Here is an 11,089-nt window from a genome sequence, read left to right on the forward strand (position 1 = left end):
CCGCCGTGGCCGGATCCCGGCGCGATCATTCCGGCATGGGCAAGGTCAGCCGATAGACACCCTTGAAGTCGTCGGGATCCGCCGGCTTGCCCTTGCGCAGGATGACGAGCCGGCCTTCGCGGGCAAGGCGGATCGCCGTGCGCCGCACCGGCTGCAGCAATGTATGCCAGTCCAGGTCGCGCGAGGCTGCAACATCCTTGGCTGCATCTTCGGGCGAAATGGACTTGCCGGTGCCCCTGGCGGCAGCGAGCCTCAGGATGGCGGCTTCGAGATCGGATTCGACGGATGTGCTCATACGGTTGTCATGCCCCGTCGCGGTGGCCGCGTCGAGGCCTTGTTGTCGCCGCGCTCGTCCTGTTCGGGCTTGCCGGCGGCGCGGCGCGGGCCTTCGAGCCCGGCCAACCGCTGCTGGCGGTCACCGACAACGCGACCTTGCGGGTACTGGAGACCGGTGGCTACGGCTTCGGCCGGATGATCGGGGCGGCCGCCGAGGCCTCCAATGCAGAGCTGGATCGCGACAGCGCGGCCTATCGGCATCTCGCCGCGACGCTCACCCGCGACGTCGGCGAGCTGCGCCGCGAGATCGAGGCGAGCGGCCGCCGCCTGCTCGAGATCACCGACGACAATGTCGGCCGCGTCTTCGAAACGGCATGGCTGTCGTCTCCCGCCGCCCGGTTTCGTCTCGTCGGCCTCGTCACGCGGTTCGACCGGCGGGATTTCCTGCCCGATGCCGCCGCGACCGGATGCGGCGAAGTGCGGCTGGTCTATCGTCTGGCCTATCGTTTCACTCGCGAGGGCCGCACCTATGCGTCGCGCATGCCGATATCGGTCAATGCGGTCTACGACCTGCCGCGGCCGATCGAGGGCGGCTGCGCCGCGCTGATCGACCGTTTCGTTGCTCCGGCCGCGGCCAGCGATGCCGGTGCCCGGGCCGGCTGGCTCGCCGCCGGTCCCCTTGGCACCTTGCCGGCGCTGCCGCGCCAGATCGAGATCAATGCCCAGGTGGTGCGTTTTCCCTCCGGCCTGGAGACGACCTTCGGCGGCCAGGCCGCCTATGTCATGCGCATCTTCGCCGTCGCCGCCGGCGCGGACGGGCCGCGCCTTGCCGACAAGGTGCTGGAAAACACGCCCGATGTCGCAAGGCTCGGCGCCGACGCGACCCTCCGCGCCGAGCTCGTCGCCTATCTTGCCGCGCGCGGCGAGGCGGTCGACCAGGGCGTGCTGGTCATCCCGGACAGGTTCCTCGCCACCCGCGCGGTGTCCTATTCGACCTATGGCTCGGCGCGGCTCGCGAACCGCCCGTTCACGCAGATCTTCGGCTCCCATGGCGCCGATTTCGCAGCGCTCGGCTTCGCGCGCCATGCCCTGGTGCACAGTCCCGAAGCCTTCGTCGAGCGGCTCGACATGATGAGCTGCCAGGGCTGTCACCAGTCGAACGCGACGGCCGGCTTTCACCTGATCGGCGAGGACGATCCGACGATCTCGCCGCTCAATCGCGTGCTCATCGGCGTGTCTCCCCACTTCCACGCCGAGCAGCCGCGGCGCGCGGCCTATGCGCAGGCGCTGCGTGCCGGGCGCGAACCGAACCGGTTCCGGCCGCTGCCGGCCGCGCCGCCGGCCGAATGGCATGCGGCGGGGGCGCCGTTGCATCGGCCCGCGGGCCTCGGCCTCGCCTGCCCCACGCCTGAGGCGGGGCGCCATTTCGGCCAGGGCTGGTCCTGCGCGGCGGGGTCGACCTGTACCGGCCTTGCCGCGAATGCCGCGATCGGCATCCCCTTCGGCCAGTGCCTGACGACGGGACAGGAGAACGAGTTTTCGGGCCAGGCTTGCCTCGCCGGCCGGATCACGACGGCGGCCGGCCAGCCCTGGCGCGACCGCTTCACGGTGACCGCGCAGCTCAACAGCCGCGCCCGCACGATGAACTTCACCAGCCACACCTGCCGGCCGCCGGTCGGCGGCGCGCCGGCGGGTCTCGCCTATCGCAAATGCACGGATCAGGATCGCCGGTTCGCCGGCTTCCGGCCGGGTGGGGCGGCGCCCAACGAGATCTGCGGCTATGCCGGCGGCAAGGCCTTCGACATCTGCGTCGCCTCCAACGATTTCGCGGCCTGTCTCGGCCAGTCGATCGTGCGCGGCATGCGCGCCACCTGCGGCGGCGATCGTTTCTGCCGCGAGGATTTCATGTGCCAGGCCCTGCCGGCGGACCTACCGGAGATCGGCCGCGTCGCCGGGCTCGGCTATTGTTCGCCGACCTATTTCCTGTTCCAGATGCGGCTCGACGGGCATCCCGATCCGCGTCGGCGCGGCTGATCGCGATCAGCCGCCGGCCGCTTCACGCACCGCGCGCTGCACGGCCCTGACGGCTGCGTCCGGCGTGGTGATGACCGGCCGTCCGGTCGCCTGCTCGACCGCCGCGCGGGCGCGGGCGAGCGAGAACTGGCCGAGGATGACGGCGTCGACGCCGGCAAGGCTGGCGGCCGCCTCGGCGACCAGGCGGTCATGCGTTGCGCCGTCGCCGGCCTTGAGCGCGGCCAGCGCGCCGTCGGCGAGCACGCCCTTGACGGTGATGCGCTGGCGGCGAGCCGCAGCCTCGTCTTCCAGCTCGCGCATGAGGGACGCAAGCGATGGGGGAAAGCTGACGACGACGGCTATAGTGCTGCCGGCATCGAGTGCCTCGCGGAACGCCGCTTCGTTCGGCCGGAACACCGGGATCGGCAGCGCCTTCTTGACCGCATCGATGGCCGGGCCGAAGGCCGAGCAGGTGAACAGCATGGCGCGCGCCGCGTCCGCCGCGCCGCGGGTGGCGGCGGCATAGCGGCCGAGCGTCAGGAAACGGTCGACCATGGCCGCGTCGAGGCTGCCGCGGGCGGCAAGGTCGGTGGCGAGCGAGGTGTCGAGCAGATCGAAGCAGGCGGCTTCCGGCCAGATCTCGGCAAAGGCTGCGCGCGCCGGCAGGACCGATTCCTCCAGGGCATGGACCAGCGCGATGCGGGGCGGGGCAGGGGTGTCGGAGGTCATGAGGGCTCGCTTCAGAGGCTCTTCAGAATGGCGATGGTGGCGCGATCGCGGGCCGCGGCAAGCTCGCCGACCGACCGGCCGGCGGCTTCCTCCGCGATGCCGGCCACCAGCGTCGCGCGCACCTCAGGCGTCAGGGCTGGCGTGCCGAGGCTCGCCCAGCGGCGCTCCTGGCTCGGACCGAGCGTTTCGAGGTAGGACGCCATGCCGCCGTCGCCGCCGCCGAGATGATAGCCCATATGCGGGCCGACCACGGCCCAGCGCAGGCCCGGCCCGTTGACGAGCGCGCGATCGATGTCCGCGACGGTGGCGACGCCGTCGGCGACCAGCGCCACGGCCTCGCGCCAGAGCGCGGCCGACAGCCGGCCGGCAATATGGCCCGCGGCCTCGCGCTTCAGGACGACGGGCACCCGCCCGAGCGCCGCGTAGAACTCCTTGGCGCGCTCGAGAACGGCGGGATCGGTGCCGAACAGCTCGACCAGCGGCATCAGATGCGGCGGATTGAAGGGGTGGGCGGTGACGAAGCGCCGCGGCTGCGCCAGGTCGCGCGCCAGATCCGACCAGACGAGGGCCGACGTGCTGCTGGCGATGATCGCGTCCGCCGCGGCCGCCGCCTCGATCTCGGCATAGAGCGCCCGCTTCAGATCGAGCCTTTCCGGCGCGTTCTCCTGGATCAGGACGGCCCCCGAACAGGCCTCTGCCAGGCTGTCGCAGACGACCGGTGCGCTGCCGGTGACCTCGTGCAGCGCGGCGAGCTGTCCGGTCATGACGGCGGCGCGCGCCGCAACCTCGGCACGGGCGGCGGGCGAGGGGTCGAAGACCCGCACCGCGTGGCCGCCGACGGCCGCGAACAGGGCGGCCCAGCTCGTGCCGATCAGTCCCGCGCCGATCACTGCAACGGAGAGCGATGTCTTCACCATCGATAGGTCCTCGCGCGGGCCGCGGCGTCGGTGCCGCCGGCCGGCACATCCGGTGCATAGACGAGATGCGGCCGGAGCGCACGGAGCTTGCCGGCGATTTCGCGCCCCGCGGCATCGTCGGCCGCGGCCAGCCGGTTGGCCACTGCCACGTGATCCTCGTCCAGCTTGTGCTGGTTGAGCTTGCGCTGGCCTTCGACACGCTCGACGCTCATCTCGATCGTCACGATGGCGGCCAGCATGGTCTCGCGTTTGCGCTCCTCCATGGTGGCGAGCGACCAGGGCGGTTTTGGCGCGAGGCGTTCCTCGAAGGTCTCCAGCAGGTCGTCGCCGTGGCCGCGATTCGCGGCCCGCGCGAGCCGCTGCGCCGGACCGGTCAGATGCACGGCCTCGTAGAGCCAGGTCGAGACATGGTCTGATGTTGCGTACCAGTCGTTGGAAATATAGGCGTCCGGACCCCAGACGGCGACCAGGAAGGACCGACCGTCCGCCAGTTGCACCAGTGGATTGGCCGCGGTCAGGTGGAAGGTCAGGACGGTGCGCTCGCCCTCGCGCCGGAGCGTGAAGGGCACGTGCGAGCCGCGCGGGCCGGAGGTGTCGCTCGCCGCCACCAGCCCGAAGCCGCGCCGCGCGGCAAAGCCGAGCGCCTCGTCACGGGGCCAGGCGAAGGCCGGTTTCAGGATATGCACGGACGCGTCTCCTCACGTTCGGTGGGAGCTTGCACCAATGCCTCCGGTCCGCCCAGCGGCATCGGGCATGGAAGCCAAGCGCGGGCGGATCCCGGACGGGCCGGCCTAGAAGCGGACCGCATCGAGGCTGTTGGACAGGAACTGGCGGCGATAGATGACGAAAACCACGGCGGCGGTGCTGACGATCAGGACCACCGGGCCGAAGAACCAGCCGAGATAGCCGAGCGCGAAGAAGAAGGCGCGCTGGCCGCGGTTGAAATGGGAGGCGGCGATGGTGTTCATCGTCGCCGCGCGCTGGGCCATGACCAGCGCTTCCTGCGTGCCGCTGCGGTCGCCGTCGGGGGTCGCGCCGATGAGGATCGCGCAATAGTTGAACAGCCGGTAGGCCCAGGCGAACTTGAAGAAGGCATAGACGAAGATGAGGGTCAGCCCGGCAACCTTCACCTCCCATTGCTCGCGGCTCGGGTGATAGCCGAGCGGCAGCGCCTGGACGATCTCCACCGCCCGGTCGGTGGCGCCGAGCAGGGTCAGGCCGCCGCCGACCGCCAGCAGCGAGGTGGAGGCGAAGAAGGCCGTGCCCTGCTGCAGCGTCATGTTGATCTGGCCATCGACGATGCGATTGGCCCGCGTCAGCATCTCGGTCATCCAGCGCTGGCGATAGGCGGCCATGACCTGGGTCAGGCCCTGGCCGTTGCGGCCGACGACGTCGACCAGCCAGGCATACCCGGCCCAGGCGATCACGAACCAGGCAAAGGCGATGGCGTCGAGCAGCGTCATTCCGAGCATTGCGAAGCGGTAGCGCATCGGAGGTGGGGCCGTCGAGCCTCTTGGCACAGGCAATGGCGGTCCCGCCGCGACGGCGGTCGGGGCAGCCCGTCGGCAAGGGCCTGCCTCGGGCGGCCGGGGGATGCTATGAACGGCACGACCGACCGTTCAAGGCGGAATGACTGGAGGACGCGATGCCGCAGACCATCACCACCGGCTACAAGGCGCTGGTTGCCGATGCCGAGCGCGAGGTCGAGACGCTCGATGTGGAAGCGGCCAAGGCGCTGCATGGCAAAGGCGATGTCGTGCTCGTCGACCTGCGCGATCCGCGCGAGCTGGAGCGCGAGGGCAAGGTGCCCGGCGCCTTCCACTGCCCGCGCGGCATGCTGGAATTCTGGATCGATCCGGAAAGCCCCTATCACAAGCCGGTCTTCGCCGAGGACAAGAAATTCGTCTTCTTCTGCGCCGGCGGCCTGCGCTCGGCGCTCTCGGCCCAGACGGCGCAGCGGATGGGGCTGAAACCGGTCGCCCATATTGCCGGCGGCTTCGGCGCCTGGAAGAAGGCCGGCGGCCCGGTCGAGCAGGTCAAGCCGCGCGACTGACACCGGCGCTCCGCCGCAACGCGGCTCGCCCTGGCCTGGACCGACGGGGCGAGTTTCGGATTCAGCAGTCGCTCGCATCCATTTGATTTCAGGGGCTATTCTGGTGCGGTCAGGGGCCGTCGGCGCCGGTCCCGACCGATCAGCGCCGTCAATCCCTGCCTTCACCCGAATGCGTTTTGGGCATGGCCCCGTCTGGGTCATCATCGCGCCTCCACCAGTCGTGGGGACGCCATGAAACTCGTCATTGCCAACAAAGCCTATTCGTCCTGGTCGTTCCGGCCCTGGATCCTGATGAAAGCGCTGGCCCTGCCGTTCGAGGAAGAGCTGATACCGCTCTATCAGCCGGATACGGCGAGCCGGATCGCCCGTTATTCCCAGGCTGGCCGGGTTCCGGTGCTGATAGACGGCGACATTACCGTCTGGGACAGCCTTTCGATCATCGAATACCTTGCCGAGACGCGGCCGGATCTTGCGATCTGGCCACGCGACCGCGCGGCGCGCGCGCATGCCCGTTCGCTGTCGAACGAGATGCATTCGGGCTTCATGCCGCTGCGTGCCGCCCTGCCGATGAACATGCGCCGCGCGCCCAAGCCGGTGCCGCATGACGACGACGTCGATACCGCGATCGACCGCATCTGCCAGGCCTTCATCGAGGCCCGCGACCGTTTCGGCGGGGCAGGCGCCTTTCTCTATGGCGATTTCTCCGCGGCGGACGCGATGTATGCGCCCGTCGTCAGCCGTTTCCACGGCTATGCCGTGCCGGTACCGCCAGCCGTGAAGGCCTATATGGAGGTGGTGATGGCCTTGCCCGCCTGGAAGGAATGGCATGCCGACGCCATGGCCGAGCCCTGGTACGAGCCGCGCTACGACGACATGGGCTGAGCTTGCGCCCGCGACACCGAGCCTGCGGGCCGCCCGTGATCGCCGGCACGTTTCCGGCCGCTTCTCGGCCATGGTCCGAAAGAGCCATTCCCGATCGCCCCGCGTCGGGCCATGATACCGCCTGACCGCGGCCGCGGCGCGCCGCGGCTTCGTGGCGGGAGGTTGTCATGGCGGGACGCTGGCTTGCCTTCGGACTGGCGCTTCTGACGACGGGCTGGACCGCGGCTGGATCCGCGCTGGAGCTCAAGGTCGGGGTCGCCGGCGCCGGCACATCGGCGATCCGCACCATCGTCGAGCAGTTCGAGGCGAGCAGCGGCCACCGCGTGGTGCTGGTGCCCGACACCGCCGAGGGGATCGTGCGGCGCATGGAGGCCAACGAGGCGATCGACATGGTGATCGCCTCCTCCGTCGTCATCGATCTCCTGACCGCAAAGGGACTGGTCCGGGTCGGGTCGCGCACCGACCTTGCCCGCGGCGGCATCGGCATCGGCATGCGCGAGGGCGCCGCCTCGCCCGATATTTCCTCGCTCGAAGCAGTGGAGCGGCTGCTCACCTCGGGCGTGACCATCGCCTATCCTGATCCGGCGACCGGCAGTGCCAGCGGCCTCTACATTGCCGATCTCCTGCGGCGGCTCGGTCTTGCCGATACGCTGCGCCCGAAGCTGCGGCTCGCCTCCAGCGGCGACGTGGTGTCGCTGGTCGCGCGGCACGAGGCCGATCTCGTGCTGCAGCAGATGAGCGAGATCCTGCCGGTGACCGGTGTCACCATGATCGGGCCGTTGCCGCCGGAGATCCAGGTGACCATCACCTATTCGGCCGGCATCGCCGCAGCGGCCATGGAGCCGGAGGCGGCGCGCGCCTTTCTCGCCTTCGTCACCGGGCCGGCGTCGCTGCCCGTGCTCGCCAATGCCGGCCTCGAGCCGCCGCGCGAACCCTGATCCGAGGCGCATGGCCGCAGCGGGCCGGAAGGGCCTTACGCCGTTTCGCCCGGATGACAGGCGGGCCCGGAAACGATAACCAGGAGCCATCGCGACAGCGTTCAAAGCCGGAGTCCGCAGCCTTGGCCGTCCTGAAATCCTCCTTCAATCCCTCGAGCCCCGAGGCCAAGGCGAATGCCGAAGCCTGGGGCGCCCTGATCCAAGACCTGAAGGAGAAGCGGGCGGAGGCCGGGCTCGGCGGCAATGCCAGGGCGCGCCAGCGCCATCTGGAGCGCGGCAAGCTCCTGCCGCGCGACCGGGTCATGACCCTGCTCGATCCCGGCTCGCCGTTCCTGGAACTGTCGCAGCTCGCCGCCAACGGCCTCTACGAGGACAAGATCCACGGCGCCGGCCTCATCACCGGCATCGGCCGGGTCGAGGGGCGAGAGGTGATGATCGTCTGCAACGATTCGACCATCAAGGGCGGTACCTATTACCCGATGACGGTGAAGAAGCACCTGAGGGCCCAGGAAATCGCCCGGGAGAACCGGCTGCCCTGCATCTATCTGGTCGATTCGGGCGGGGCCAACCTGCCGCACCAGACCGACGTCTTCCCCGACCGCGAGCATTTCGGCCGGATCTTCTACAATCAGGCCAATCTGTCATCCGAAGGCATCCCGCAGATCGCCGTGGTCATGGGCTCCTGCACCGCCGGCGGGGCCTATGTGCCCGCCATGTCGGACGAGACCGTCATCGTGCGTCGGCAGGGCACGATCTTCCTCGGCGGCCCGCCGCTGGTGCGGGCGGCGACCGGCGAGATCGTCTCCGCCGAGGATCTCGGCGGCGCCGACGTCCATGCCCGTCTTTCCGGCGTCGCCGACCACTATGCGGTCGACGACACCCATGCCCTCGCGATCGCCCGGCGGATCGTCTCCAACCTCAACAGCCGCAAGACCGTCGACATCGCGCTGGAGCCGGCGCGCGACCCGCTCTACGACCCGTCCGAGCTCGAAGCACTGGTGCCGACCAACCTGAAGACACAATACGACATCCGCGAGGTCATCGCGCGGCTCGTCGACGGCTCGGAATTCGACGAGTTCAAGGCGCTCTACGGCCAGACGCTGGTCACCGGCTTCGCCCATATCCACGGCATGCCGGTCGGCATCATCGGCAATAACGGCATCCTGTTCTCGGAAAGCGCGGTCAAGGGCGCGCATTTCATCGAATTGTGCTGCCAGCGGCGCATTCCGCTGCTGTTCCTGCAGAACATCACCGGCTTCATGGTCGGCCGCCAGTTTGAGGCCGGCGGCATCGCCAAGGACGGCGCGAAATTCGTCACCGCGGTCGCGTGCGCCCGCGTGCCGAAGATCACCATGCTGGTCGGCGGCAGCTATGGCGCGGGCAATTACGGCATGTGCGGCCGGGCCTATTCGCCGCGCTTCCTGTTCACCTGGCCGAATTCGCGCATCTCGGTGATGGGCGGCGAGCAGGCGGCGAGCGTGCTCGCCACCGTCAAGCGCGAGAATTTCGAGGCCGAGGGCAAGGCCTGGAGCGCGGAGGAGGAGGAGGCCTTCAAGGCGCCGATCCGTGCCAATTACGAGGCGGAAGGCCATCCCTATTATGCCACGGCCCGGCTCTGGGACGACGGCATCGTGACCCCGGGAGAGACGCGGCGGGTGCTGGCACTCGCCTTCAGCGCTGCGCTCAACGCGCCGATCCCGGAGACGAAATTCGGCGTGTTCCGGATGTGAGGGCCGGCCGTGACGGCCGGCCGTCCCCTCAGCCCGGCATCGGCCAGGCTTTCTGCTCCGGCCGCAGCTGCTCGAGCAGGCGGCTCATGCGCATCACGCCGCGGTCGTCGAAGCGCCGGCCGATCACCTGCACGCCGATTGGCATGCCGTCGGTGTGGAACGTCCAGTTGACGCTCGACGCCGGCTGCTCGCTCATGTTGGAGGCGACGGTGAAGGGGATGTGCTCCAGCGCGCGATGCGCATCGTCGGTCGGCGAATGGGCCTCCGCCGCATAGCTGACCGGGCAGGTGACCGGCGAGAGCACGAAGTCGAAGGCTTGCGTCGCCTTGACGCTGGCCTCGCGCATCGCCTGCACCGCATTATAGGCGCGCATGACGTCCGTGCCGGTGAAGTCCTTTGCCCGCCAGGTCGCCCATTCCACGATATAGGGCAGCAGCCGGCTCTTCTTCTCCTCGCTGAGCCCGACGATGTCGGCATAGGAGCGGGCCTCGAAGAATCGGCACATCCCGTCCAGCATCTCCTCGGTCAGGAAGCCCTTGAGCTCGACCACCTCGGCGCCTTCGGCCGCGAGCGCGCCGGCGGCGGCGCGCACGGCCGCGACGATGGCGGGATCGGCGGGCAGGCCCGCCGGCATTTCGGTGAGCAGGCCGATCTTCAGGCCTTTCGGCGTCAGGCCGTCGAGCCCCTCTGCGTAATCGACGGCGTCATAGGGCAGGTCCATGAAGTCGCGCGGATCGGGCCGGGAGATGATGGTCATCAGCGCGGCGGAGTCGGCGACCGTACGGGTCATCGGGCCGGCGACGCGGCCGAGGAAGGGCGGGTGTATCGGCACCCGGCCGAGCGAGGGCTTCAGGCCGAACAGGCCGCAATGGGCCGCCGGCAGGCGCACCGAGCCGCCGATATCGGTGCCGATATGGAGCGGGCCGTAGCCGGCAGCGCCCGCCGCGCCGGCGCCCGAGGACGAGCCGGCCGGGTTCTTGGCGAGATTCCAGGGATTGCGGGTGACGCCGTGCAGCGAGGAGAGGCCGGCCGACAGCATGCCATAGTCGGGCATGGTGGTCTTGCCGGTGATCACGATGCCGGCCTCGCGCAGCCGCGCCGGCACCGGCGAATCGGCCGCGCGCGGCGTCATGTCGGCAATCGGCACGCCGACGGGGCACGGATCGCCTTCGGTGGCGATATTCTCCTTCACCGTCGCGGGCACGCCGTCGAGCGCGGACAGCGGCGCGCCGCGGCCAAAGCGCGCCTCGGCCGCCTTGGCCGCCGCCAGCGCCTGGTCGGCGTGGACGATGTACATGGCATTGATCTTAGGCTCGCAGGCCGCGATCCGGTCGAGCACGGCGCGCGTGACCTCCACCGGCGAGAGCGAGCGGTCGCGGTAGGCCTTGGCCAGCTGGGCGGCGGAGAGATCGGGCAGGGCAGTCATCGGGGGCTCCGGAACGGGAGGGCCAGCATCCGCGCCGCCGGACCTTCAGGCAAGGGCGGACGGCCGCGCGAGAGCTATGCGGCAAGGCCGGCCACGGCCGTTCGGAGCCCTGGTCCGGCGGGCCG

General features: G+C 69.8%; 11 protein-coding genes. 5 read left to right on the top strand and 6 right to left on the bottom strand.

The genetic code is table 11. The features are described 5' to 3' along the window. Positions 1-25: 25 nt before the first annotated feature. Positions 26-295 (bottom strand): DUF3253 domain-containing protein, encoded by a 270-nt coding sequence (locus OZ671_RS14135; RefSeq protein ID WP_268861349.1) that lies wholly within the window; start codon positions 293-295, stop codon positions 26-28. Between OZ671_RS14135 and OZ671_RS14140 the strand changes: the two genes are divergently transcribed. Continuing rightward, a complete protein-coding gene (locus tag OZ671_RS14140) occupies positions 286-2,310 on the top strand; it encodes a hypothetical protein (RefSeq protein WP_268861350.1) in 2,025 nt (674 codons plus the stop codon). The two genes, OZ671_RS14135 and OZ671_RS14140, sit on opposite strands and share 10 nt — an antisense overlap. Before the next feature lie 6 nt (positions 2,311-2,316). Here the strand turns inward: OZ671_RS14140 and OZ671_RS14145 are convergent, their stop codons facing one another. The 4 genes from OZ671_RS14145 to OZ671_RS14160 form a co-directional block, all read right to left on the bottom strand. Continuing rightward, positions 2,317-3,018 carry an aspartate/glutamate racemase family protein gene (locus OZ671_RS14145; protein ID WP_268861351.1) on the bottom strand — a complete coding sequence of 234 codons (702 nt, stop codon included), beginning with the start codon at positions 3,016-3,018 and terminating at the stop codon, positions 2,317-2,319. An 11-nt stretch (positions 3,019-3,029) separates the two neighbouring features. Further along, positions 3,030-3,935, bottom strand: coding sequence for a 3-hydroxyacyl-CoA dehydrogenase NAD-binding domain-containing protein (locus OZ671_RS14150; RefSeq protein ID WP_268861352.1), 906 nt, complete (start codon positions 3,933-3,935; stop codon positions 3,030-3,032). Next, entirely contained in the window at positions 3,929-4,621 is a 693-nt protein-coding gene (locus OZ671_RS14155; RefSeq protein ID WP_268861353.1) for an FMN-binding negative transcriptional regulator, read from the bottom strand. Before OZ671_RS14155 ends, OZ671_RS14150 begins: the two co-directional genes overlap by 7 nt. A 105-nt stretch (positions 4,622-4,726) precedes the next feature. Further along, entirely contained in the window at positions 4,727-5,398 is a 672-nt protein-coding gene (locus tag OZ671_RS14160; RefSeq protein WP_268861354.1) for a DUF599 domain-containing protein, read from the bottom strand. 182 nt (positions 5,399-5,580) lie between these two features. Between OZ671_RS14160 and OZ671_RS14165 the strand changes: the two genes are divergently transcribed. The 4 genes from OZ671_RS14165 to OZ671_RS14180 all read left to right on the top strand — a co-directional run bounded on the left by OZ671_RS14165 (position 5,581) and on the right by OZ671_RS14180 (position 9,538). Continuing rightward, on the top strand, positions 5,581-5,988 hold the full coding sequence (locus OZ671_RS14165) for a rhodanese-like domain-containing protein (RefSeq protein WP_038311679.1): 408 nt from the start codon (positions 5,581-5,583) through the stop codon (positions 5,986-5,988). A 231-nt stretch (positions 5,989-6,219) separates the two neighbouring features. Beyond that, entirely contained in the window at positions 6,220-6,870 is a 651-nt protein-coding gene (locus tag OZ671_RS14170) for a glutathione S-transferase family protein (protein ID WP_268861355.1), read from the top strand. A gap of 167 nt (positions 6,871-7,037) precedes the next feature. Continuing rightward, on the top strand, positions 7,038-7,808 hold the full coding sequence (locus OZ671_RS14175) for a molybdate ABC transporter substrate-binding protein (protein ID WP_268861356.1): 771 nt from the start codon (positions 7,038-7,040) through the stop codon (positions 7,806-7,808). Between the two features lie 122 nt (positions 7,809-7,930). Further along, positions 7,931-9,538, top strand: a complete 1,608-nt coding sequence (locus OZ671_RS14180; RefSeq protein WP_268861357.1) for a carboxyl transferase domain-containing protein — start codon at positions 7,931-7,933, stop codon at positions 9,536-9,538. Positions 9,539-9,566: 28 nt separating this feature from the next. On the opposite strand, the gene OZ671_RS14185 is transcribed toward OZ671_RS14180, so the two are convergent. Next, positions 9,567-10,964 (bottom strand): amidase, encoded by a 1,398-nt coding sequence (locus tag OZ671_RS14185; RefSeq protein WP_268861358.1) that lies wholly within the window; start codon positions 10,962-10,964, stop codon positions 9,567-9,569. Positions 10,965-11,089 lie beyond the last annotated feature (125 nt).

The sequence above is a fragment of the Phreatobacter sp. AB_2022a genome (assembly GCF_026847585.1).
Classification (GTDB): domain Bacteria; phylum Pseudomonadota; class Alphaproteobacteria; order Rhizobiales; family Phreatobacteraceae; genus Phreatobacter.

Coding starts and splice junctions, on each gene's coding strand:
- OZ671_RS14140 (WP_268861350.1), top strand. CDS start 286: ATGTGCTCATACGGTTGTCATGCCCCGTCGCGGTGGCCGCGTCGAGGC.
- OZ671_RS14135 (WP_268861349.1), bottom strand. CDS start 295: ATGAGCACATCCGTCGAATCCGATCTCGAAGCCGCCATCCTGAGGCTC.
- OZ671_RS14145 (WP_268861351.1), bottom strand. CDS start 3,018: ATGACCTCCGACACCCCTGCCCCGCCCCGCATCGCGCTGGTCCATGCC.
- OZ671_RS14150 (WP_268861352.1), bottom strand. CDS start 3,935: ATGGTGAAGACATCGCTCTCCGTTGCAGTGATCGGCGCGGGACTGATC.
- OZ671_RS14160 (WP_268861354.1), bottom strand. CDS start 5,398: ATGACGCTGCTCGACGCCATCGCCTTTGCCTGGTTCGTGATCGCCTGG.
- OZ671_RS14165 (WP_038311679.1), top strand. CDS start 5,581: ATGCCGCAGACCATCACCACCGGCTACAAGGCGCTGGTTGCCGATGCC.
- OZ671_RS14170 (WP_268861355.1), top strand. CDS start 6,220: ATGAAACTCGTCATTGCCAACAAAGCCTATTCGTCCTGGTCGTTCCGG.
- OZ671_RS14175 (WP_268861356.1), top strand. CDS start 7,038: ATGGCGGGACGCTGGCTTGCCTTCGGACTGGCGCTTCTGACGACGGGC.
- OZ671_RS14185 (WP_268861358.1), bottom strand. CDS start 10,964: ATGACTGCCCTGCCCGATCTCTCCGCCGCCCAGCTGGCCAAGGCCTAC.